The sequence below is a fragment of the Micromonospora olivasterospora genome (assembly GCF_007830265.1).
Classification (GTDB): domain Bacteria; phylum Actinomycetota; class Actinomycetes; order Mycobacteriales; family Micromonosporaceae; genus Micromonospora; species Micromonospora olivasterospora.
On record NZ_VLKE01000001.1, the window covers coordinates 6105734 to 6129367 of the forward strand.

Here is a 23634-nt window from a genome sequence, read left to right on the forward strand (position 1 = left end):
AACCAGCGCCAGGCCGACACGCTTCCGATTTGTCCAGTTCTCCGACATCGCCACGGTCGGGTGCGGTCCGGGCGCTAGCGGCTCGGAGCACATCCCCTAAGCGTCCTAGGATGATGGGGGTCCGGATGATCGCCGGCGGCTGAACGTCGTCAGCCTTCGCCGGGTCGCACCAGTCCGCTCTCGTAGGCGATGACGACGAGTTGGGACCGGTCCCGCGCGTCAAGCTTCGTCAGCAGGCGGCTGACGTAGGTGCGGGCGGTCTCCGGGCTGAGATGCAGAGCGGCGCCGATCTCCGGGTTGGACCGCCCAGCAGCGACCTGGGTGAGGACGTCCCGTTCGCGGTCGGTGAGACCGGCGAGCCGCCCGGGATCCTCCACGGGGCAGCGGGCCGCCGCCGCGAGCACCCGGCGGGTGACGGCGGGGGAAAGCAGCGCGTGCCCGCCGGCCACGACGCGCACGGCGTCGCGCAGGGCGTCGGGGGCGGTGTCCTTCAGCAGGAACCCGGCCGCGCCGGCGCGGATGGCCGCGAGGAGGTACTCGTCGTCGTCGAATGTGGTCAGCATGACGACCTCGACGTGCGCGAGGTCGGGATCGGTCACGATCCGCCGGGTGGCCTCGATCCCGTCGGTGCCGGGCATCCGCACGTCCATGAGAACGACGTCGGGCCGCTCGGCGCGAACGACGTCCACGGCGGCGGCGCCGTCAGCCGCCTCGCCGACGACGGTGACGTCTGGTGCGCGTTCGAGCAGGGCGCGGAGCCCGGCACGGACGAGGTGCTGGTCGTCGGCCACGACGACCCGGAGGAGGCTCATGCCCTGCTCCCGGGCAGCGGTAGGTGGGCGTACACCCGGAAGCCTCCGGTGTCGGCGTCGCCGATACGGACGGTCCCGCCGAGAAGGGCGACCCGCTCGGACATGCCACGCAGGCCCTGACCTCCGCTGCCGAGCGGAGGGCCCGAGGGTGTGCCGCAGCCGTCGTCGAGGACCTCCAGGGACAGCCCTGAGCCGGCCACTCGGAGGATCACCGTCACCCGGGTGGCCCGCGCGTGCCGTAGCGCATTGGTCAGCGCCTCCTGCACAACCCGGTACACGGTGGCACCCACGACCGCGGGCAGCCCCTCGACCTCGCCGGTGACACGCAAATCGACCGGCAGGCCGCTGCGGCTGACGCCGTCGACGAGCGCGCGGAGCTGGTCGATGCCGGGCGCCGGCTCCCGGGCGCCGGGGTCGCGGCGCAGCGTCCCCAACGTCGCCCGCAGCTCGGACATCGCGCTGCCGCCCGCCGAACGGATCGCCGCAAGTGCGGCCCGGGCATGCTCGGATGCCCCGTCCACGAGCGCCTCCTCCGCCACGGCTGACTGCAAGGTGACGACCGACATCGTGTGCCCGAGGGTGTCGTGCACCTCTCGGGCGATCCGGAGCCGCTCCGCCTCGACCTGCAGGGCGGCCTCCCTGCGGTGGTCCTCCGCCGCCGCCGCGGCCTGGCGGGCCATCTCGGCCCGGAGCGACCGCCTACTGTGGACCGCGTCGCCGAGGGCGACGACCGCGAGCATCAACGCCGCCTGGGAACCGAGGTCGAGACCCACGACGATCGAGACGTCGTCACCCTCCACCAGCCGTACGCCCACCGACAGGGTCAGCAAGCCCCACCGACCGCTGCCGCCGGCGCCACCCGGCCCCGCTGCGCGGCAGCGTACAGGGCAGCGGCGACCGGAGCGGCCAGACCGATCGGCGGAAGGTCCAGCCCGTAGTACGCGACGATGCCGAGGGCGGTCGCCAGCAGCGCGGGCACGGGCCACTCCCGGCTGAACAGCGCCAGCGCGCCGAACCCGACCGCGAAGCTGTAGGCGAGCGTCGCCCGGACCGGCGGGTCGTGGGTTGCCACGGCCGCCACGATCAGGCCGAAGGTCCCGGCGGCGAGCAGCGCGTCGGTGCGGGTGGGTCGGAAGGGCGGCACAAGAACGAGGGTAGGACGTCGCAGGGTGACCCCGCGGCCGCCGAAAGGCGTCACACTCGCGGCGCCGGGTACGTCGAGGAGCGATTCCGGTTCGCGCGACCGGGGTGGCAGACACACCGGGCCGTCGCGGAGGTAACTCGTCGCCGTTCGGCGCACCTGACGGCGCCACCGTACGACGAAAGGCGATCAGATCTCGCGCCGCTGCGCGGCAGACGGCTCCCGCCGGCGGACCTAGCGTCGACGACGACCCCCCGCACCGCGCCGGAACGGCGCGACCGACCCAGGAGGACGTCGAAATGTCCCGCGCCAGGCTGACCTGGATCGTACTCGTCGTTCTGGTATGGACGTCGATGCTGTCGTTCGGTGGTGTCGCCGCCGAGACCGTGATGCTCTACCCGAACATCTTCGGCGACGCGCCGGAGTCGTTGAGCCGTGCCCGCGAATTCATGGTCGCGGGTGGGCCGAGTGACTACTTCCCGCCGCTCGGGGCGGCGGTGGTCGTCGGCAGCCTCGCCGCGACAGTGCTGACGTGGCGAAACCAGCGGCTGCGGTGGTGGATCGTCGGTGCCGCCGCGACGTTTGTCGCCTGCGAGTTTCTCTTCTCGGCGCTGTTCTTCTGGCCGCGCAACGAAATCATGTTCGTCGACCCGGTGGGCACGCACTCCCCCGAGTATCTGCGCCAGGTCGCCGCGGAGTTCGTCGCCGGGCACTGGGTACGCCTGGCGGGCGGCGCGGTGACCTCCGCGCTGGCGTTCACCGCGCTCCTGCGCTGGGCCCGGGACACCGCGCCCAGAACCGCCGACGGTGCCGAGGCCCCGCGGTGAGCCGGCGGGAATCCGGGCCCGGCCCGTCGGTGCGACCGATGGCCGGCCGACCATGACCAGCCCCATGGCCTGGGCGAAGGCCCACGCCTTGCCGCGCTCCCATTCGAGGTCGTCGCATCCGAGATCCTCGCGGAACGCCCTCCGCGGCCCGGCCTCAAGCAGGTGCCGGGCGCCCACGAGTTCCAGCGCGGGGCCGGCCGGTCCCAGCCCGCCGACGTCGAGGACCCCGGCGAACCGTCCGTGGGACACGAGCACGTTGCCGGGAATGAGGTCACCGTGGGCCTTGACATCCTTGGTCGTGCCGCGGCGCAACCAGAGCCACCCCGCCGCGCCGTACCCGGCTCCGTTCACCGGCGGGTTCCGGCTCGGCTGTCGGTCCGCAACAGTTCGTCCACGCTGTCGCGCAGCGCCTTCCGGTTCGCGTGCCCGGTCTTGAGCAGCAGGCTGGCGACGTGTTTCTCGACCGTACGCGGCGAGAGGTGCAGGAGTGTGGCCAGGTCCTGGTTGTCATGGCCCTTCGCGAGCAGCACGAGGACCTCGTGCTCGCGAACGGTCACCCCGACGGCGCGCAGCCGGGCCGGGATGCGGTCGTGACCGGAACGCCGTTGCCCGAGCGGCACGGGGGCGCGCCGCCCGCTCAGGGAGTTCTCGTCAGAGGTGTACTGACAGGGCACCCCAACGGGCAGCCGTGGCACGTACGGTCGAGACGTGGACAACCGCACCGAGGTCCGCGAGTTCCTCGTCTCGCGGCGAGCCAAGATCAGCCCGGAGCAGGCAGGCCTGCCCGCCGGCCCCAACCGGCGGGTCCCGGGCCTGCGCCGCAGCGAAGTCGCGTCGCTGGCCGGAGTGAGCGTCGAGTACTACTCGAAACTCGAACGGGGCTCTCTGGCTGGAGTGTCGCCCAGTGTGCTGAACGCCGTCGCGCGGGCGCTCCAGCTCGACGACGCCGAGCGGGCCCACCTGTCCGACCTCGCCCGAGCCGCGGACGGCAGCAGCACGCTCACGCGGCCCCGGCCCCGGCGCCGGACGGCGCGGCAGTGGTCGGTGCGCCCCAGCCTGCAATGGGCCCTCGACGCCGTCACCCAGGGTCCCGCGTTCGTGCGCAACGGCCGCATGGACCTGCTCGCCGCGAACCGGCTCGCCCGCGCGTTCTACGCCGAGGTGTACGCCCAGCCGCAGCGTCCCGCCAACATCGCACGGCACACGTTCCTTGACGAGAAGTCGCACCGCTTCTACCCGGACTGGGACATCGCCGCCGACCTCTGCGTCGCGATCCTCCGTACGGAAGCCGGCCGCGATCCGCACGACAGGGATCTCCACGACCTCGTGGGTGAACTCTCCACCCGCAGCGACGAGTTCCGGAGACGCTGGGGAGCCCACAACGTCCGGCACCACGGCACCGGCGCCAAGAACTTCCGCCACCACATCGTCGGCGACCTGACCCTCGCCTACGAGGGGCTGGAAATGGTCGCCGAGCCCGGCCTCACCCTGACCATCTACACCGCCGAGCCCGGCTCCCCGTCCGAGGACGCGCTTCGCCTGCTCGGCTCCTGGGCCGCCTCCCAGGAAACAGCCGCCCACGCACGGGACGCGCGCACCGAGTGATACCGCGGTCGCCCGGTTTCGGGCCACCGCCGTCCGCGTGGCCGCCCTGGCCGCTCCGTCGGATCCCGGATCCGAGTCCGCGTTTCCCGGTGTGTCAACTGCTCGGACACCGCAACGCGCAGGGCCCGCCCGCCGTGGGGTGCCCTGCCAGTACACCTTTCATCTGAGACTCCCCAGCAGATCCCCGACGAGGTTTACTGGATCGCGATGAACGTAACGATTTCGCCTGAGCCTCACGTCGTCAAGCGGCGCCGGCGCCATCCTGCGCGGCGCGACTCCCCGACGCCCCGCCGCGCGTAGGGCCTCTCACCGCAACCGGCTCCCCCGGCCACACCTCGTCACGAAGAAACAGGAGCGATCATCATGCGTGTTCACGCCTACGCGGCACCCAGCCCGTCCGAGCCGCTGGCCCCCACGATCATCGAACGGCGCGACGTCGGCCCCAACGACGTGCTCATCGAGATCAAGTACGCGGGCATCTGCCACTCCGACATCCACACCGTCCGCGGTGACTGGGGACCCCGGCCCTACCCGCTGGTGCCCGGCCACGAGATCGTCGGCATCGTCGCCGAGGTCGGCTCGGAGGTCACCCGGCACCAGGTCGGGGACCGGGTCGGGGTCGGCTGCATGGTGAACGCCTGCCGGGACTGCGTGAACTGCCGCAACGGCGACGAGCAGTACTGCCGGGGCGGCATGGTGGCCACCTACGGAGGCGTCGACCGCGACGGCACCATCACCCAGGGCGGCTACGCCACCCACGTCGTGGTCGATGCCGACTTCGTCCTGTCCGTACCGGAAGGAATCGATTTCGCCGCCGCCGCACCGCTGCTGTGTGCCGGCATCACCACCTACTCCCCGCTGCGCCGCTGGGGCGCCGGCCCGGGCAAGAAGGTCGCCGTCGTCGGCCTCGGCGGGCTGGGGCACCTGGCCGTCAAGATCGCCCACGCCCTTGGGGCCGAGGTGACCGTGCTGTCCCAGTCGCTGAAGAAGCAGGAGGACGGGCTCCGCCTGGGCGCCGACCACTACCACGCCACCAGCGACCCCGGCACCTTCACGCGACTCGCCGGCCGGTTCGACCTGATCATCAACACGGTCAGCGCCCCCATCGACGTCGACGCCCACCTCGGCCTGCTCGCGGTCGACGGCACCCTCGTCAACGTCGGCGCCCCCGCCGAACCGCTGGCCCTCAACGTCTTCTCCCTCATCGGCGCTCGACGCTCCTACGCCGGTTCGATGATCGGAGGCATCCGCGAGACGCAGCAGATGCTGGACTTCTGCGCCGAACACCACATCGGCGCCGACGTCGAACTCATCTCCGCCGACAAGATCAACGACGCCTACGACCGCGTCCTCGCCTCCGACGTCCGCTACCGGTTCGTCATCGACGCCGCCACCCTCGGCTGACCCGAGCCCCGGGCGGCGATCGACCCATGTCGCCGGCATGGCGCCTTCCGACCCACCCGGATCCCGCCATGTCGGCGACATGGCGAAACCAGGACCGCGCCGGTTTCGGCGTCCATGTCGAACGCGCGGCTGGTCCCGATCGCCCGCGACGAGATCCCCAGCGCCAGTCCGCGCGCACGGGAATCGGTGATCCGGAAAGGACGGAACAGCGGTGGTCCGCCACGGTGCCGGCGGTCGCGGGGTGGCTGTCGGGGTCGTCGCCGCCGCGTCTCTGTCGGCACCTGCTCGGTCCCCACCGCGGAGCACTGCGACGTAGCGCTCCCGCAGCGGCAGGCCGGGCTCGATTCCCAGTTCCTCGCGCCGCACCTCCGCCTTGTCCAGATAGACCCTGATTGGCCTCCGCCTGCCGCCCGTCGCCGGCGAGCGCGGCCACCAGCAGACCGGTGACACGTTCCCGCAGGGGATGCGCACCGGCGAGCGTCCGCAGCTCGGGAATGAGCTGTCGATGTCGGCCGAGCCGCAGCTCGATCTCGGCGCACTCTTCGATCGCGGCCAGTCGCAGCTCTTCCAGACGCATCGCGTGCAGGTCGACCGCGCCGCCAGGCAGACCGGCCAGCGGGCGTCCGCGCCACAGCCTCAGCGCGTTGCGATTGCCAACGCCGCACCCCAGGTCCTCGGCCCGGCGCTGGCCGCGCCGATCGTGGTCTCCCCCGGCGGGTACCCGCTGCTCTTCTCGGTGACCGGGGCGGTGACCCTGCTCAGCGGCCTGCTGGTGACCCGGATCCGGCAGGTGCGCTGGCGACCGCACCGACCGGCAGAGCCCCGCTGTTGCTAGGCTGGCAGGGCGGCGGAGACCGCAGCGAGGAAACCAGGGAGCGGATCATGGTGACGGGGGACGACGACATCTCGGGGTGAGCGACCCCACCGCCCGCCGGCCGAGGCCGGGGCGGCCGTCTCGTCATGCTTCCGCCCGCCCGACCGGGACGCCTGGCGCGTTCCCGGCTTTCCCCGAGGTCTTTCCCGATGTCCGACGCCTGCGTCACGTGTACGAATCTGTCCTTCTCCTGGCCGGACGACACCCCGGTCTTCTCCGAGCTGTCCTTCACCGTGCCGCCCGGCCGTACCGGGCTGGTGGCGCCGAACGGTGCCGGCAAGACCACCCTGCTCCGCCTGATCGCTGGCGACCTCACCCCGACCGGGGGCGCCGTGACGGTCGACGGCATGCTCGGCTACCTGCCGCAGAACCTCCCCCTCGCCGGTGACCTGACCGTCGCCGAAGTGCTCGGCATCGACGCGACACTCGCGGCACTGCGGGCCATCGAGGCGGGCGACGCGGCGGAGGAGCACTTCACCGCCGTCGGGGACGACTGGGACGTCGAGGAGCGCAGCCGGGCCGAACTCGACCGGCTGGGCCTCGGCGACGTGGCGTTGGACCGACACCTGCACACCCTCAGCGGCGGGCAGGTGGTCACCCTCGGCCTGGCGGCGCAACTGCTCAAACGTCCCGACGTGCTGCTGCTGGACGAGCCCACCAACAACCTCGACATCGACGCCCGGCACCGGCTGTACGCGGTGCTGGCGGACTGGCCCGGGTGCCTGCTGCTGGTCAGCCACGACCGGGCCCTGCTGGACCACATGGACCGCATCGCCGAACTCGACCGCGGCGAGGTGCACCTGTTCGGCGGGAGCTTCACCGCGTACGAGGAGGCGTCGCGGACGGCACGCGAAGCGGCAGAGCGCACCGTGCGCAGCGCCGAGCAGGAGGTGAAGCGGGAGAAGCGGGAGATGCAGCAGGCCCGGGAGCGGGCCGAGCGGCGGGCCGGCAACGCCGCCCGTAACCTCGGCAACGCCGGCCTGGCCCGGATCGTCGCCGGTGGGCTCAAGCGCAGCGCCCAGGAATCGGCCGGCCGGGCACGGCAGGCGCACGCCAACCGGGTCAGCGAGGCCCAGTCGCGGCTCGACGACGCCAGCCGGTCGCTGCGCGATGAGCAGGTTCTCGCCCTGGACCTGCCCGACACCACCGTTCCCGCCGGCCGCACCATCGTCGTCGCGGAACGGGCGCAGGTCCACCACAGCGGCAGGCCGGTCTTCGCCGGCGACGGTGTCGACCTGACCATCCGGGGTCCGGAGCGGATCGCGCTGACCGGGCCCAACGGCGCCGGCAAGTCCACCCTGCTGCGCCTGCTGCACGGTGGCCTCGACCCGGACGCCGGGCAGGTGCGCCGCGCCGAGGGCCGCGTCGCCTACCTCTCGCAACGCCTGGACCTGCTGGATCTGGACCGGTCGGTCGCGGAGAACCTCACCGCGTACGCTCCCGACCGGCCGGACGCCGAGCGGATGAACCTGCTGGCCCGCTTCCTGTTCCGCGGCACCCGGGCGCACCTCCCGGTCGGCGTGCTCTCCGGCGGCGAACGGCTGCGCGCCACCCTCGCCTGCGTCCTCTACGCCCAGCCTGTGCCTCACCTGCTGCTGCTCGACGAGCCCACGAACAACCTCGACCTGCTCAGCGTGGGCCAACTGGAGAGCGCCCTCACCGCGTACCGGGGTGCGTTCGTGGTGGTCAGCCACGACGAACGGTTCCTCACCGACATCGGTGTGCAGCGGTGGCTGCGCCTCGACGGCGGGCAGCTACGCGAGGTCCCCGCACCCGGCGGCGCGTGAGCACCGACCCGCTCGACAGGTCACCTGACGTACACCGAACTGGCAACGGTGGTGCCGAGGAGGAGAACCAGCGCACGGGCCGGCGGCGAGATGAGTGCAATTTGGATTCGCCGGTACGGCGCTGGCACGATGATCGCCGTGTCGGAAGCGCAGTACAGCTACGTGGGACCGCCGGACGCGCCGGACCGGTATGAGCTGATCGAGCGACGCGCCGCTGGTGGGGAAGGCGAGGTCTGGCGGGCTCGCGAGCGCCACGGAGACGTGGCCTTCTCGTACGCGGTGAAGATCCTCCGGGTACCGGCGGAGGACCGGACCGACCGCGGCTTGGAGGGCCTGCGGCTACAGGCTGCCCTGGCGACCCAACTCGAACACCCGGCGCTGGTGAAGGTCAAGGAGGTCTTCGTCGGCTCGGCGCCGCATCCCGCCGGAGCGTCCTCCGTGGACACCGCACCACGGCTGTACTTCGTGATGAAGTGGATCGAAGGCCGCAGCCTCCAGGAAATGCTGGAGACCGGCGAGGTACGCGGCCTGGCCGTCCTCCAGCCGCTCGCGCCGATCGCCGAGGCCATCGACTACCTGCACAGTGGCCAGGACACCGGCGGCGTACCGGTCCTGCACCGGGACATCAAACCGGCCAACATCCTGGTCGCCGGCAACGGACGGGCCTATCTGGTCGACTTCGGCCTGGTCCGGCTGCGCAGCACCAGCGGCACCGGCCGGGTGTACGGCACGGCCCCGTTCATGGCACCGGAGTCCCTGGCCCGGGGCGAGTACAACCCGGCCACGGACCGCTACGCCCTCGGCGCGACCGTCTACTACGCGCTGACCAGCGAGATGCCGGTGCCCGGCGACATCGACGGCATGACCGAGCGGCTCACCGTGTCTCTCGGCCCAGGGCAGGACCGGGTGATCCGCGGAATCCTGTCGATGGTCGGGGTGACCGCCGAGCGCCGTCCGGCCGCCGCGGTGGCCTGGGTCAACGCGCTGCGTGCCGCACCTCCGGAGACCTCGATCGGCGAGGCACCGGGAACATCTCCGCCGCCGCCCACCTCGGGGCCGTCCTTCCATCCGCTGCCGCCCACCTCGGGGCCGCCCAGTCCCCCGCTGTCCGGCGGTTCCGTGCCGTCGGGCTACCCGCTGCCGCCCACCTCCGGGGTGCCCGGTTACCCGCTGCCACCCACCTCGGGGCCGCCCAGCCTCCCGCCGTCGGGCGGCTCCGCGCCGTCGGGCTACCCGCTGCCACCCGGCCCGGCACCATCCGGCTTTCCCGGGGCGCCCGGCCAGCCCCGGAAGAAGTCCAGAACCCCGATGATCATCGGAATCGTGGCGACGCTCCTCCTGGCCGCCTGCTGCGCCGTGCCGGTGTTGAACCTCGTCCGGTACAACCTGCCCGGCGATCTCGGTGCGAGTCCGACCCCCAGCGTCGACCGGGCCTCCCCGCCGCCCGAGGTGACCGCACTGGAGCCGGTGCTGCTGTCGGTGGCCGACGTCGGGTCCGCGATGAAGATCGACCGCGAGTCGGTCAAGTCGAGCGCCACCACCAATCCGCTGCACCACGGCCTGAACAAGCTTGCGCTCTGCGCGGACGGCACCGTTCGCGGCGATGCGATCGGGGCGCACAGCAGCAACGGCTACTACGTGGCCACCGGACAGTACCCGTACCTCGGCTCGGCCGTCGCCGGCTTCTACGGCAACGCGGCCGACCCGTTCCTCGACGCCGTCCGCAAGATGGCCGAACGGTGCGGTTGGCGACCGTTCACGGTGCCGAAGCTGGGTGAGGAGTCGTTCGGGATCACCGTCAGCGGCTCCAGTGGCGTCTACGCGATGATCTTCGTCCGGTCGGGTCAGACGCTCTTCCAGGTCGCGATCCAGAACGACTACGAGGGTGGCAGTGTCCAGAGCGACCTGATCAAGATGGCGACGTCGATGGCCAAACGGCTGCCGAAACCCAAGACGAAGTGATGACCGCCTCCGAGGTGGGTGACGGCGTGAGCGACACCTTGCTGGTCGGCGTACCCGGCGAGGGCGGGGAGCGACGGGTCACGGCGGCCGGCGGGCCGTTGCGGATCGGCCGTGATCCCCTCTGTTCGATCGTCCTGGACGACTCGCGGGCCTCCCGGGAACACCTGGAGCTCACCTACCAGGCCGGGCGGTGGCGCCTGCGTGACCTCGCCAGCCGCAACGGCACGTTCCTCGACGGCCGCCAGGTGCACGAGCTGGAGATAACAGCCGCCTGCGCGGTGCGGCTCGGCAACGCCGCCGACGGTCCGGTGCTCACCTTCCGCCCGGAGGGGCTTCCCGCCGCACCGCCGCCGGCGACCGGTTCCGCGCAGCCTGGCATGCCGACCGAGGTGCGGCCCAGCGGGTCCGGGTCCGCGGCCGAGCCACCACCTGGTGCACGATTCGCGCTGGGCCGGACTCCCTCGGCAAGCTACCCGACCGCGGATCGGATCCGGGTCGGGCGGGCGCCGGACAACGACATCGTCCTCGACGACCTGCTGGTCTCCCGCCACCACGCCGATCTGGTCCGGGACGGCGCCGGATTCCGCGTGATCGACCTGGGCACGCGCAACGGCACGTACGTCAACGGGCGGCAGGTCGAGCAGGCGGTGCTGAACGCCGGGGACCTCCTCTCGTTCGGGCACCACCAGATGGTGTTCGACGGCATCGCGCTGCACGACTACGTCGATGCCGGCCGGGTGTCGCTGCGCGCCGAGGGCCTCGGCGTCACGGTCGGCACGCGGAACCTGCTCTCGGGGATCTCGTTCGAGCTGGACGAGTGCAGTCTGCTCGCGGTGGTCGGCCCGAGCGGCGCCGGCAAGTCCACGCTGCTGGGGGCGCTGACCGGCAACCGCCCGGCGCAGGCAGGCACGGTGCGCTCCCAGGGCCGCGACCTCTACGCCGAGTACGCCGACCTGCGGCACCGCATCGGCCTGGTGCCGCAGGACGACATCCTGCACCGCCAGCTGACCGTACGCCGTGCCCTGCGCTACGCGGCCGGGCTGCGCTTCGGTCCCGACGTGACGCCGGCGGAGCGGGACCAGCGCATCGACGAGGTGCTCGCCCAGCTCGCCCTCACCGCACACGCCGACCAGCGCATCGACACGCTCTCCGGTGGACAGCGCAAGCGCACCTCGGTGGCGCTGGAGTTGCTCACCGAACCCTCGCTGCTCTTCCTCGACGAGCCGACCTCCGGGCTGGACCCGGCGCTGGACCGCGACGTGATGCACGGCCTGCGCGAGCTGGCCGATCGCGGGCGGACCGTCGTGGTGGTGACGCACAGCCCGCTACACCTCGGCGTGTGCGACCGGGTCCTGGTACTCGCCCGCGGCGGCAAGGTCGCCTACTTCGGCCCGCCGGGCGAGCTGCTCGGCTTCTTCGGGGCCGCCGAGTACGCCGACGTGTTCACCGCGGTCGCCGCCGAACCGGACGTCTGGGCCGCCAGGTTCGCGGCCACCCGCCCGCCGACCAGGACCGCACCGCCGAGCGAGCGGGCGGCGGCCACCGCGTCGCCCCCGCGCCAGGGCTGGTGGCGGCAGACGGCGATCCTCGCCCGTCGTACGGTCGCCGTCACCGTCGCCGACCGGATGTACGCGGCGCTCTCCCTCGGCCTGCCGGTCGGCCTAGCCTCCCTGCTGCATGTGGTCCCCGGCTCCGACGGTCTCGGGCTGCCCGCACAGCCGCCCGGGCGCAGCACCGAGGCCGCCCAACTGCTGGTGATCCTGACCATCGGCGCGGTCTTCATCGGGCTGGCCGGCGGCATCCGGGAGTTCGTCGGGGAGGGCGCCATCTACCGCCGGGAACGGGCGGTGGGCATGGCGCCCGGCGCCTATCTGAGCGCGAAGCTGGCCGTGTTCGCCGTCCTGAACGCGTTCCAGGCGGCGCTGTTCGTCCTGCTCGGCATGTGGGGCCGGCCGGCACCGGCCGAGGCGGTCGTGCTGGGCGTGCCGCTGGTCGAGCTGATCGTGGTGGTCTGGCTGACCACGCTCGCCGCCACCGTGCTCGGGCTGCTGGTCAGTGTCTACGTGGCCACGAGCGAGCAGACGATGCCGGTGCTGGTCGGGCTCGTGATGGCGCAGCTCGTGCTCTGCGGCGGGCTGTTCGCCGTGGTCGAGCGCGCCGGTATCGAACAGCTCTCCTGGTTCGCCCCGGCCCGGTGGGGCTACGCCGCCGCGGCCGCCACGGTGGACCTGCGCGCGATTATGCTGAAGCCCACGCCAGACGCACTCTGGGCGCACACCACCGGCGCCTGGAGCTGGGCGATGGCCGTCCTGGCCGGCCAGACCGTACTGCTGACCGCGGCGGTGCGGTGGGCGCTACGCCGCCACGAGCCCGTACTGGAGAGCCGGAGGAACCGCACGTGAGCCGCCGCAACGATTCTGCCGCCGCCCTCGAAGCCGTGCTGCGCGACGGCTGGAGCAGCGCATGCCGGCTGTACGAGCACCTGGCGCGCGGTGGCCAGTTGGCCGCCCTGCCGCCCAGCGGCCTGCGGCTGGGCCAGAACGAGACGATTTTCAGCGACACGGTGCTGGGATACGCACGCTTCTACGGCACCACCGTGCAGTACCGGGAGAGCAGCCACTTCTGGTTCGGCTCGACGGGTTTCGTGCTCGCCGGCATGGCCGGTGACGCCATCAGCAACGCCAGTGCCCGCAGCCGCGCCCAGGCGATGGCGGCGGCGCAGTGGCGCGACCAGGCGCAGGTGCGGATGATCCTGACCAACCAGCGCCTGCTCGGGGACTACCGGGGCAACCTGCTCAGCTTCTGGCACAACGGCGTGCAGGAACTGACCGCCGACCTGACCCAGTGGTCGTTCATCCTCCGCTACCAGGAGGGCAGTCCGCTGATGCTGCACGGCCCGGCGGCGCCGTGGTACGCGGTCGCGATCGCCTGGCTGATCTTCGGCCCGCAGGCCATGCACCTCCCGGCACTCGCGCCGATCGGCGCAGCCGTCGCGCAGCGCTCCCGCGCGATCACCGGCGAGATCGTGCCCGACCAACCCTGACCGGGCGGGGTGCTTCCTGACACGCGCCCGCCCCGGGTCCGGGCGTCGGCGGTGCTCCCCGACCGCCTCTGGACCGGGGAGCACCGGAGGGCGGCTGCGGGCCGCGGTCAGCCCTGGCGGCGGTTCCAGGGACCGGTGACGGCGTACGTGATGCCCGGCGACCCAGACCGCTCGATCAACTACGTCACATCCCGCCCCACCGGTCAAGATGCCGGTCGATTCATGACAGCGTCCGCCGGCGGGCGTCCTGGCGGCGCCGGCGATCCTGCTTCTGTTCGAAGGCCAAGCCGAGTGTGCCGGGCGGGATCTCCTCGGCGGCCAGTCGCCGCCGCAGACGCCATCGCCTTATCGGCCGCGGAATCCACAATCGTCGAGTCACCGTTGCGCTCCTCGCTGACTGAGCGGGTGCGGCGGCAGAACCCTCGTCACCTACCACCGCACGCCGCTGAAGGGGGCCCACGACTCACCAGCGCGTTGTCCCGCGTCGGCGCTGGCAGTCCACGTTCCGTGCCGAGGCGGCCGGACCAGGAGCCCCTGGCGTCCCGGTCCGGCCTGGCCCAGCTGTTCAGTCCCGGGTGAGCAGGTACGCCCGGAGGGGGTCGAAGGTCACGTTGACGTTGACCCCTTCACCGAGCGCCTCACGCGGGTCGACCCCGGGCTCGGTGACGGTGACCGTTCCGCCGGTGGTCTCCACCTCGTAGTCGATGTTGGGCCCGTGGAACGTGGACCGCAGCACGACGCCGATCCCGGTACCGCCGTTGGTCACCGGCACGAGGCGGGCGTTCTCGGGCCGCACCATCAGGGCCCCCTGGGTGCCGGTCGTGACCTTCGGATGGGCGGGCACGGTGATCTGGCGGTCCAGGACGGTGACCGTGGCCATGCCGCCGCTGACCCGCTCCGGTACGGCCTCCAGGAAGTTCGCCCGGCCGATGAAGTCGGCGACGAAGACGCTGGCGGGCCGGGCGTAGATCTCGCCGGGGGTGGCGACCTGCTCGACCTTGCCCTTGTTCATCACCACGATCCGGTCGGACATGCTCATCGCCTCGTCCTGATCATGGGTGACGTACATGCTGGTGATGCCGAACATCTTCTGGATGCGGCGGATCTCGGCCCGCATCGCGTTGCGCAGCTTGGCGTCCAGGTTGGACAGCGGCTCGTCGAAGAGCAACACCTTGGGCTGCACGACCAGCGCCCGGGCGAGCGCGACCCGCTGCTGTTGCCCGCCGGAGAGCTCGTGCGGGCTGCGGTCCTCCAGCCCGACCAGGTTCATGCTGGTGACCGCCATCCGCATGGCGGCGGAGATCTCGTCCTTGCGCTTGCGCTGCAGCTTGAGCCCGTAGGCGATGTTCTCGGCCACGCTCAGGTGCGGGAACAGCGCGTAGCTCTGGAACACCATGGCCATCGGTCGCCGCTGCGGCGGCAGGTTGTCGATGTCCTTGCCGTCGAGCATGATGCGCCCGCCGGAGGCGTCCTCGAACCCGGCCACCATCCGCAGGGTGGTGGTCTTGCCGCAGCCGGACGGGCCCAGCAGGGTGATGAACTCACCGGGCTGCACGTCGAGGTCCACCTGGTCCACGGCGGTCACCAGGCCGGTACGTCCGTGGAACCGCTTGGTCAGTGCTTCCAGTTGGAGGCGACCGCTGCCGGTCTCCCGGGTCGCGGATGCGGCCATTGCAGGTGCGGCGACGGTCATTGCTCCTTCTGCCTTTCGGTTTTCGCGGTGCGGTGCAGCGAGGCGCCCGCGCCGACAACGAGGCGGATCAGGCCGAAGCCGGCAAGCACGATCGCGGTCAGGACGGTGCAGTAGGCGAACGCCACGCCGTATCTGCCGGTGCTGGCGGCGCTGAGCACCTGGGAAGTGATGATCTTCGTTTCCGGGGTGACCAGCAGAACGATGGTCGACACCGAGGTCATGCTGCGGGCGAAGCTGTAACTCAGTCCGGTGAGCAGGGCCGGGCGGATCAGCGGCAGCGTGACGAAGCGGAACGTCTGCACCGGGCTGGCGCCCAGGTCCGTCGACGCCTGCTCGATGTACGGGTGCAGCTGGCTGAGCGCGCCGATCGCGGTGCGCTGCCCGGCCGGGATGCTGCGCACCACGTACGCCAGCACGATCGACACCGCCCCGGCGGCGAGCGCGCTGCCGCCGACCAGGCTCGGGAAGACCTCGAAGTCGCCGATGTACCGGTCGGGCCGGTAGGCCAGGACGAACCCGATGCCGAGCACCGTGCCGGGCACGGCGACGCCGAGGGTGCCCCCGAGGTCGAGCAGCCAGGCGGTGCGGCGCAGGTGACGCACGACCAGCCAGGCGATCACGAGCCCGACCACGCCGGCGATCGGGGTGGCGATCGCCGCGAACGTCAGCGTGTCCAGGACGGCCTCCACGCCGACGCCGGCGACCACCTCTTTCAGGTACTCCAGCGTCAGGGTGTTGTCGACGCCGAAGACCTTGGTCACCGAACCGACGATCACGGTGCCGTACAGGCTGACGATGATCGCCGCGATGAACACGGCAAGCCCGTAGATCGGCCAGCGGCCCCAGCCGGTCATCAGGTGGACGCTGCCCGACGGCTTGCCGGTGATGGTGGTGCGCACCTTGCGGTTGAGCCACCAGCGCTGGCCGAAATACATCGCCAGCGAGGGCACGAGCAGGATCACGCAGTAGACCGAGGCGCTGGTCAGGTCGTATTCGCCGGTCACCGCCAGATAGGCGCGGCTGGCCAGCACGGTGTAGTCGCCGCCGAGCACCAGCGGGTTGGCCAGGTCGGCGATCGCCTCGACGAACAGCAGCAGGAAGGGCGCCACCAGGCCGGGGGCGATCAGCGGCAGGATCAGGGTACGCAGGATCTTCCAGCGGCTGGCGCCCATGTTCATGGCGGCCTCTTCCAGCGCCGGGTCCAGGCCGCGGAGCATGCCGAGCAGCCCCAGGTAGGCGACCGGGAACAGGGACATCGAGAGCACGAAGACCAGGCCGTCGAGGCCGTAGATGTCGTACTCGATCCCGAAGATGCCGTTGCTGATCACGCCGCGACGGCCGTAGAGGACCACCGTCGCGGTCGCCACCGCGAACGGCGGGCTGACGATCGGCATCATCGCGATCACGTGCAGGATCTTCTTGCCCGGCACGTCCAGGCGGGCCTGGACGAAGGCGAACAGGAAGCCCAGGGCGGTGCCGCACAGGCCGACGAGCGCGCCCAGGACCAGGGTGTTGCGCAGGATCGTCAGGTCGACCTGGGAGGTGAAGAACTCCGCGTAACGGGGCAGCGCGTTCGGCGCGAAGGCGGTGGCCATGACCGCGATGAGCGGGATGGCCGCGCCGATCGCCACCAGCACGGAGCTGGCGACGATCAGCACCCGGATACCCAGGTCGGCCTTGCGCCGCCGCCGCTTGGTGGCCACCGTCGGCACGGTGGCCAGGTCACGGTCAGGCAGCAGGGCGGTCATGACTTCGGCGCCTGCGCAACTTCAGCGTCGAAGCGCTTGTTGAGCGCCGACTTGGCCTCGCCCGCGGCGGCCGCGTCGTACTCGACCATCTTGATCGAGGACAGATCGACGACCTTGTCGGACACCTTCGCGTCGGGGTTGGTCGGGAACTGGTAGGCCTTCACCGTCGGGCCGATCTCCTGCGCCTCGGTGGTCAGCGCCCAGTCGATGAACTTCTTGGCGCTGACCGGGTTCTTGGCCCCCTTGACCAGGGCGACGCCGCCGGTCTCGTAGCCGGTGCCCTCGGCGGGGAAGCTGACCTTCAGGTCGGGGAACCCGGCCTCCATGGTGGCCACGCAGTCGTGCGAGAAGATGACGCCGACGGCGACCTCACCGCGCGCGACCATCTGCGCCGGCGCCGCGCCGGACTTGGTGTACTGCAGGACGTTCGGGTGCAGCTTGCGCATGTACTCCAGCGCCTTGGTCTCGTCGCCGCCGGCCAGCTGGACCTGGGTCCACAGCGCGGTGTACGAGGTGCCCGAGGTCGACGGGTGGGCGATCCCGATGTCCTTCGACAGCTTCGGGTCCAACAGGTCGGCCCAGGCGTCGGGGGCCTCCAGGCCCTTCTTCGCCAGCAGCTTCGTGTTGCTGCAGAAGCCGAGCGCACCCACGTAGACCCCGGTCCAGACGCCCTGCGGATCCTTGTACTTGGCCGGGATGACGCTCGCGTTGGCCGAGACGTACGGCTCCAGCAGCCCCTCGTCCCCCGCCGCCGCGTAACCGTCGGCCGGGCCGCCGTACCAGACGTCGAACTCCGCGTTGGACTTGCCGGCCTTGATCCGGGCGAGCGCCTCGCCGCTGGACAGCCGGACGAAGTCCGCCTTGACCCCGGTGCGCTCGGTGAACTTCTTGGTCGTCGCCGCGCACCAGTCCTCGGTGGCACCGCAGACCACGTGCACGACGTGACCGTCGGTGGCCGAGTTGTCGGCGCCCGACCCTTCCTTGGCACATCCCGCGGTCGCGGCCACGACGGTCAGAGCCGTCAGCGCCACCGCCCATCTTTTCGTCACGATGTCGACCTCCGTATCGAAGAACCCACCGGGCTCGCAGCTCAATGTTTCGGCAAGGTTAGGCGTGTGTGACGGGCCGGGCGGTAACGCCGAGGTGAGCCTGGGTGACGCCGCTGTCACCAACATCGAACCGCACCCCGGTCCCGGCACGTGTGGTACGAAGAGCCGATTGATGGGCGGGTTGGTGATGATCGCAGGCTGGTGGCTGGTGGTCGCGGCGCTGGGCGGCATGCTGCTCGGCGCCGGAGCGAGCGCGGCGGTACTGCGCCGGCGAGCCCGGTCAGGCGGGGCCGAGCTGGTCCACCTGGAGACCCTCGTGCAGCGGCGGGCCGACCAGGTCAACGCGCTCAGCCACGAGCTGCGTACCCCGATCAGCATGATCAAAGGCGCGTTGGATCTGCTCCGGGAGGGCACACCGGGCCCGCTGACCCCGGCGCAGGAACGCTTCCTGCATGTCGCCGGCCACCAGTGCACGCAGGTGATCGCCCTGTGCGAGAGCCTGCTGATCCAGGCGAAGATCGAAGCCGGGCTGTTCACGCCCCAGCCGGAGAAGCTGGACGTCTCCGTCGTCGTGCGGGACGTGGTCGCGGCGATGCGCGCGCTGTGCGAGCAGCGCGGCCAGCGCATCACCCTGGACACCCCGCAGGTGATGCCGTGGATCCCCGGTGACCCGATGCTGCTGACCCAGGCACTGACGAATCTGCTGTCGAACGCGAGCCGGTTCACCACGCCCGGCGGTAGCATCGACGTCCGCGTCATGGCCATCGACACCGGGGTGGCGATCTACGTGACCGACGACGGTGCGGGGATGACCCGGGCGGAACGGGAGCGGTTGTTCCAGCGCTTCGCCACCGGGCTCCCCCTCGCGGACGGCACCGGGCTCGGCCTGGTCATCACCAAGACGATCGTGGAGCTACACGGAGGCGAAATCATGGTGCACACCGCGTCGACCCGGGGAACCACCTTCCTCCTGACCCTGCCCGGCCAGTCGTGACCGGTCCGGACAGGCCGACCGCGCTGGTGGTCGACGACGAGCCGCAGATGGCGGTCATCGTCGAGTTCGCCCTGCAGACCCAGGACTTCCAGGTCCTGACCGCGCATGACGGGGCGACCGCGCTGCAACTGCTCAAGCAGCACCAGGTGGACCTGGTGATCCTCGACGTCATGATGCCCGGCATGGACGGGCTGACGCTGTGCCAGCGGATCCGGGCCCGTTCCGAGGTACCGATCATGCTGTTGACCGCGCTGGCCCAGCACGACGACGTGATCGCCGGGTTGGAGCACGGCGCCGACGACTACGTCACCAAGCCCTTCCACCCGCGAGAGGTCGCACTCAGGGCCCAGGCGCTGGTACGCCGACGGCGCGACCGCGGTGCCGTCATCCGCATCGGCGACCTGGTCATCGACCCGGGCACCCAGACGGTGACGCTCTCGCAGCGGCCGCTGGACCTGCCCTTCACCGAATTCAAGCTGCTGGTCCACCTCGCCAACCGGCGGGGCGTTCCGCAGTCGTGGCAGGAGCTGCTGCGCACCGTCTGGGGCACGACGGACCTGATCGGCGGGCGTGACGTGGTCAAGTCGGCGATCTACCGGCTGCGGTCCCGGCTCGCGGCGATCCCGGGCGGCACCAACTACCTGCGCACCCTGCGCGGCGTCGGCTACCTCATGCCCGACCTGCCCGCCGACCAGCCGTGAGCTCCGCGCCGGCCCTGGCTGTGACTTGCCCGGTCGGTGACCTGAACCGGCCGACCCGCGAACCGGACGGCTGCGGTTCGGCGCGGAATCCCCTTGCTCCGGCGATCGACGGCATGGAGCTGTCGCCGTAGGCTCCGTGGAATCCTGCCCCCTGTAGACGGAAACGAATGCGAAAGCCATGTCAGACCCTGGCAGCCGCCTCGACAACACCGCATTCGAGGACTTGTACCGCAGCGACACCACCGCCGCCCCGAAGGTGCCGTGGGATCTCGGCGCGCCGCAGCCTCTCGTCGTCGCGTTGGCCGAGGCCGGCGGGTACGACGGGCACGTGTTGATGCCGTTCTGGCAGCTGCAAGCGGTCCGGGCGGCCTGATCCACGCCTGATCTTCAACTTCAACCGCCTGAAGCCGGGAGGACGAGGCCGATCATGACAATCTCCACGCCGGACCGAATCGCTTACGAGCCATTTCGGAAGCAGCCCCGCGACCAGCTCCTTCCAGTCCTCGCGAAACTGCGCGAGGAAGCCCCCGTCTACCGCACCGGGTCGGACATGTGGGTCGTTTCCCGTTACGCGGACGTCAAAAACATCATCAAGAGTCCACACCTTTTCTCCTCGAGGCCAAACGCCAGCGAAGGCACGGCGTTCCCCGTTGAGGCAGCCGACAACCCGGAGCAGTTGCAGCAGCTCATGGCGCTCATGGCAGGATTCCCAGCGGAGCTCGACGTCCAGGAGTTGACGCAGGCCCCCAACATCAACGGAGCCGACCCGCCGGACCACTCCCGCCTGCGCCGCATCGCCAGCCGGGCGTTCACCCCGGCACGGATCGCGCAATTGTTCCCGGCAATCGATGCCATCGTCGACGAATGCCTGGAAGGCATCGACAAGTCGGATTCGTTCAATGTCGTGCGGCAGCTCGCGATCCCCCTGCCGACACAGATCATCGTCGACCTTCTGGGCTTCGGTGACGGGATGCGCGACCAGGTCAAGAAATGGTCCGACGACTTCGTCGACGCGGCCATCGGGGATGTCCGCGGCACCGCGGAGGGCGCCGCGATGGAAATGCGCGTTTTCCAGGAGTTCAGTCTCTTTGTCGCGCCGCTCATCGAGCGGCGACGGGAAGATCCGCAGGGCGACATCATCAGCGCGATGGTGCAGTCGATGAGCGACGATACGTTGAACACCGCCGAGGCGCTCATGATGGCGATCACCGTCATGGTGGGGGGCAATGAGACGACCACCAGCCTGATCGGCGGCAACGTCGTGGAGCTGTGCAACAACCCCGACCAGCTCGCGCTGCTCAAGGCTGACCCGTCGCTGCTGCCCGGCGCCGTCGACGAGGCCAACCGGCTGACCAGCCCGATCCAGTTCATGTTCCGTGAGGCGCTCGCGGACGTGGAGATCGCCGGGACGACCATCCCGAAGGGTGCCATCGTCGTCCTGCAGATGGCGGCGGCCAACCGCGATCCGGCCGAGTTCGACGATCCCGACGAGTTCAGGATCGATCGGCCGCAGGGACGCAACCTCTCCTTCGGCCACGGCATCCACTTCTGCCTGGGCGCCCACCTGGCCACCGCCGAGGTCCGCTCGGCGGTCGGCAAGCTGCTGCCGCACCTGGACCGGTTCGAACTCGACACGGCGACCCTGCAGCTCAACCCGACCATGCTGCACCACGGCTACCAGAACATCGACCTGCGCGCCCGGTCCTGAAGGGCCTGAAGCGGTGCCGGTCGGCACCGCTTCACGTCTCATGACCTCATGGCGTTGAGGGCCGCAGCGGAAGAGCGAAGACCTGCCGCTCCTCCGCCACGATCACCACCTGCCGGTCACCTCTTCGACGCGGTCGAGCTTGGCGTCCTTACGAGGAGTGGGCGAACCTGCGCCTGCGGACATCCGGCCTGCGCAGAATCGCGCCCCGGGCGGGGCCGGTGACGTCCGCGATCTCGGGGCTGACACCCGCGACCTGACACAGCAGTTCCACGTCGTCCAGGAGACTGTCGTCGTCATCATCAAATTCATCGATGTCGTCGATGCCCATTTCGGCAAGTGGCTCGGTCAACACCGTCGGATCGGCGCCTTCGGCAAGGCTGGCGAGGCCGTGCGTGAAGGATGCGAGCGCCTCGCCGTCCTCGCTGACCAGGAAGCGATGGTCGTCGTCGGCGCTCCTGAACGACGAGACCGCGAACGTGCCGAGGGACAGATCCGGCCGGTCGACGGCCTCGTGGCCGCCGTCCTCGACGAGCAGGGTATGTGGGCCCAGCGCGAACGCTGCCACGATGAGACCCTCCGAATCGAGATCCTCGAAGTCGGCCCGCCGTCGCAGCTGCGTCCACGTGGCAGTGAAGATCTGCATGTCGAGTGCCCCGAATCGGCGCAGCGCCTCGTCCGGGTCGACGTCGTGGATCACGGTGATGCAGTATGCGGAGTCCGCCTTCAGGCCCTTGGCCAGCCACTCCGGCGCATCACCGTCGTCGTCGGACCCGGCGCCTCGGGCGATGCCCCGCTCCCTGCCGAAAACCCAGTGGACAGCGTCGTCGGGGCCGATGAGCACCAGCCGCCACGCACCGTGAACGCCGTCGTCGAGAAACCGCCAGGTCAGCCAGGTGTCGGGTTGCTCGGCCCGGCGGACCTCTGCGGGCTGCAGGACCACGATCGAGGCCAGGCCAGGGCCCAGCCTCGTCCGGTAGACCAGGCCGGTGCCGTCGGCGGTGCGATACACGGTGCGCTTGCCGTTTGCCGACCGGATGAACCGGTTGTGGCGGATCTCCGTCACCGGCGCCCGGTCACCCAGCGACACCGGCTCGATAGGCCCGTGTAGGACGCTGTGGACGGGGAACCCGTCGTCGTACAGCACCGCGTCACCGTCGTCGGAGACGCGCAGCGCGGTGTACTTGACGACCTGCACGTCACCGCGCCATACGACCTCGTCGCGGGAGTACACGGCAAAGACGCCGCTCGGCTCGAGGCGCAGCACTCCGGCGGCACCCGCGGACCAGGTCACGGTGCCGTCCTGGTCGGCGATCACCGCGCGACCATCGGCGTCGTAACGCAGCTCCCACCGGCCGGACCGCGACCCCACAGGTTCGTCGAGCGTGTGGAACTGGAGCAGCGCCTCGGGCATATCGGACCCCTCCGATCAGGTCCGCCGGAGGGCCGGCGAACGCACCTGGTTGACACACGGAGCACGCGTACGGCCACCACACAGTTCAACCTCACCGAACTCGTCGACCAGGGCCTCGGTCACCAGCCGGGACCGCCACGGACAGCTGACCCATCGGAAGCCGCCGCACTGGCCGGGTCCGGCGCGTCGATCCCACCCGGGCCCGGAGCGCCGGGCCAGGGTTGCTGTGGACTGAGGTTGTCGTTCAACTCGATGTCGCCCCGGGGACGAGTCTCCCGCCCCTCCGGCGACGCCCCGGGTAGCTGGCCAGAACGCGACTGTGACCCGCTCGCGTCCTCCCTCCACGCATTGGAGACCCCCGGCTGGCTGATGAGACCGCCGGACAGCGTGGCTACGTCGGCTTGCTTAAGGTCCTTCTTCGTTCGGGCCCACTCTTTCATCAGGTACGACATCGGATCGCTTAGTGCGTTGGCTTTCGTTTCCAGAGATATCTCCTCTGGAATCTCGATCGTCTCCAGGAACTTCTTCAGGTTGCTGGCGCCATCGTCAACCGGGCTTAAAGGCGACCATCTGATCCAGCAACTGTTCCTGCTCCCGGGTCAGCTGGACAGAACCCGACTTCGACCCACCCGCGCCCACCTGCGGCGTCTTCTGCCACAACCTCCCGACCTCAGCGCGGCTGGTGAGGTTGCCGGACCAAACGCCACCGACGCCTGGCTGTAGGGGTGGCCGTGGGGGCCGGACTGTCCCTGCAGCGACCGGGCCCAGTCGTTCACCCAGCCTCTCAACTCCCCCAAAGCCGTCTCCCACACGAAGGGCAGAACCCCGTTTGGGGCCTGCCCGCCAACCACGCACGAAGGTTGGGACCGCCCGCG

General features: G+C 70.6%; 20 protein-coding genes and 2 pseudogenes. 11 read left to right on the plus strand and 11 right to left on the minus strand.

All coding sequences use genetic code 11. The features are described 5' to 3' along the window. Positions 1–149: 149 nt before the first annotated feature. From JD77_RS27880 to JD77_RS34305, 3 genes are read right to left on the minus strand one after another with little or no spacing between them, the layout of a single operon-like run. On the minus strand, positions 150–812 hold the full coding sequence (locus tag JD77_RS27880; RefSeq protein ID WP_145776856.1) for a response regulator transcription factor: 663 nt from the start codon (positions 810–812) through the stop codon (positions 150–152). After that, positions 809–1642, minus strand: coding sequence for a sensor histidine kinase (locus tag JD77_RS27885; protein WP_246141032.1), 834 nt, complete (start codon positions 1640–1642; stop codon positions 809–811). The genes JD77_RS27880 and JD77_RS27885 overlap by 4 nt, the downstream gene beginning before the upstream one ends. Continuing rightward, positions 1636–1956 (minus strand): hypothetical protein, encoded by a 321-nt coding sequence (locus JD77_RS34305; RefSeq protein ID WP_246141034.1) that lies wholly within the window; start codon positions 1954–1956, stop codon positions 1636–1638. Before JD77_RS34305 ends, JD77_RS27885 begins: the two co-directional genes overlap by 7 nt. 296 nt (positions 1957–2252) lie before the next feature. Between JD77_RS34305 and JD77_RS27890 the strand changes: the two genes are divergently transcribed. Further along, on the plus strand, positions 2253–2780 hold the full coding sequence (locus tag JD77_RS27890; RefSeq protein WP_145776857.1) for an anthrone oxygenase family protein: 528 nt from the start codon (positions 2253–2255) through the stop codon (positions 2778–2780). Between the two features lie 147 nt (positions 2781–2927). Here JD77_RS27890 and JD77_RS35720 read toward each other — a convergent pair. Next, positions 2928–3131: pseudogene (locus JD77_RS35720) on the minus strand (phosphotransferase); the annotation flags it as partial. Continuing rightward, on the minus strand, positions 3128–3400 hold the full coding sequence (locus tag JD77_RS34310) for a helix-turn-helix domain-containing protein (RefSeq protein WP_246141035.1): 273 nt from the start codon (positions 3398–3400) through the stop codon (positions 3128–3130). The gene JD77_RS34310 and the pseudogene JD77_RS35720, both read right to left, overlap by 4 nt. An 88-nt stretch (positions 3401–3488) precedes the next feature. Here JD77_RS34310 and JD77_RS27905 point away from each other — a divergent pair, with 88 nt between their 5' ends. Next, the gene (locus JD77_RS27905) at positions 3489–4385 is read left to right on the plus strand and encodes a helix-turn-helix transcriptional regulator (RefSeq protein ID WP_145776859.1); all 897 of its coding nucleotides are present in this window, start codon (positions 3489–3491) and stop codon (positions 4383–4385) included. A 363-nt stretch (positions 4386–4748) separates the two neighbouring features. Beyond that, entirely contained in the window at positions 4749–5789 is a 1041-nt protein-coding gene (locus JD77_RS27910) for an NAD(P)-dependent alcohol dehydrogenase (protein WP_145776860.1), read from the plus strand. Here the strand turns inward: JD77_RS27910 and JD77_RS35725 are convergent. Next, positions 5753–6328 carry an LrgB family protein gene (locus JD77_RS35725; protein ID WP_425463601.1) on the minus strand — a complete coding sequence of 192 codons (576 nt, stop codon included), beginning with the start codon at positions 6326–6328 and terminating at the stop codon, positions 5753–5755. The genes JD77_RS27910 and JD77_RS35725 overlap by 37 nt on opposite strands. Then, a pseudogene (locus tag JD77_RS35730) lies at positions 6244–6597 on the minus strand (AfsR/SARP family transcriptional regulator); the annotation flags it as partial. The gene JD77_RS35725 and the pseudogene JD77_RS35730, both read right to left, overlap by 85 nt. Before the next feature lie 215 nt (positions 6598–6812). Between JD77_RS35730 and JD77_RS27920 the strand changes: the two are divergent. The 4 genes from JD77_RS27920 to JD77_RS27935 all read left to right on the plus strand — a co-directional run bounded on the left by JD77_RS27920 (position 6813) and on the right by JD77_RS27935 (position 13455). After that, positions 6813–8450, plus strand: coding sequence for an ABC-F family ATP-binding cassette domain-containing protein (locus JD77_RS27920; RefSeq protein ID WP_145776862.1), 1638 nt, complete (start codon positions 6813–6815; stop codon positions 8448–8450). Between the two features lie 138 nt (positions 8451–8588). After that, positions 8589–10412 (plus strand): serine/threonine protein kinase, encoded by a 1824-nt coding sequence (locus JD77_RS27925; protein WP_170286567.1) that lies wholly within the window; start codon positions 8589–8591, stop codon positions 10410–10412. Positions 10413–10438: 26 nt separating this feature from the next. Next, the gene (locus JD77_RS27930) at positions 10439–12814 is read left to right on the plus strand and encodes an FHA domain-containing protein (RefSeq protein ID WP_170286568.1); all 2376 of its coding nucleotides are present in this window, start codon (positions 10439–10441) and stop codon (positions 12812–12814) included. Then, the gene (locus tag JD77_RS27935; protein ID WP_145776865.1) at positions 12811–13455 is read left to right on the plus strand and encodes a hypothetical protein; all 645 of its coding nucleotides are present in this window, start codon (positions 12811–12813) and stop codon (positions 13453–13455) included. Before JD77_RS27930 ends, JD77_RS27935 begins: the two co-directional genes overlap by 4 nt. 565 nt (positions 13456–14020) lie before the next feature. Here the strand turns inward: JD77_RS27935 and JD77_RS27940 are convergent. From JD77_RS27940 to JD77_RS27950, 3 genes are read right to left on the minus strand one after another with little or no spacing between them, the layout of a single operon-like run. Continuing rightward, a complete protein-coding gene (locus tag JD77_RS27940; protein ID WP_145776866.1) occupies positions 14021–15148 on the minus strand; it encodes an ABC transporter ATP-binding protein in 1128 nt (375 codons plus the stop codon). After that, on the minus strand, positions 15145–16896 hold the full coding sequence (locus JD77_RS27945) for an ABC transporter permease (protein WP_145776867.1): 1752 nt from the start codon (positions 16894–16896) through the stop codon (positions 15145–15147). The genes JD77_RS27940 and JD77_RS27945 overlap by 4 nt, the downstream gene beginning before the upstream one ends. Next, positions 16893–17945, minus strand: a complete 1053-nt coding sequence (locus JD77_RS27950) for an ABC transporter substrate-binding protein (RefSeq protein ID WP_211372706.1) — start codon at positions 17943–17945, stop codon at positions 16893–16895. Before JD77_RS27950 ends, JD77_RS27945 begins: the two co-directional genes overlap by 4 nt. Positions 17946–18117: 172 nt before the next feature. Between JD77_RS27950 and JD77_RS27955 the strand changes: the two genes are divergently transcribed. The 4 genes from JD77_RS27955 (at position 18118) to JD77_RS27970 (ending at position 21348) form a co-directional block, all read left to right on the plus strand. Next, positions 18118–18939 (plus strand): sensor histidine kinase, encoded by an 822-nt coding sequence (locus tag JD77_RS27955; protein ID WP_170286569.1) that lies wholly within the window; start codon positions 18118–18120, stop codon positions 18937–18939. After that, entirely contained in the window at positions 18936–19640 is a 705-nt protein-coding gene (locus JD77_RS27960) for a response regulator transcription factor (RefSeq protein WP_211372707.1), read from the plus strand. Before JD77_RS27955 ends, JD77_RS27960 begins: the two co-directional genes overlap by 4 nt. 178 nt (positions 19641–19818) lie before the next feature. Continuing rightward, a complete protein-coding gene (locus JD77_RS33050; protein WP_211372708.1) occupies positions 19819–20013 on the plus strand; it encodes a hypothetical protein in 195 nt (64 codons plus the stop codon). 54 nt (positions 20014–20067) lie between these two features. Beyond that, positions 20068–21348 carry a cytochrome P450 gene (locus tag JD77_RS27970; protein WP_145776870.1) on the plus strand — a complete coding sequence of 427 codons (1281 nt, stop codon included), beginning with the start codon at positions 20068–20070 and terminating at the stop codon, positions 21346–21348. A gap of 148 nt (positions 21349–21496) precedes the next feature. Here the strand turns inward: JD77_RS27970 and JD77_RS27975 are convergent, their stop codons facing one another. Further along, complete coding sequence (locus JD77_RS27975; RefSeq protein ID WP_145776871.1) at positions 21497–22759, minus strand: DUF6461 domain-containing protein; 1263 nt, start codon at positions 22757–22759, stop codon at positions 21497–21499. Positions 22760–23634: the final 875 nt, after the last annotated feature.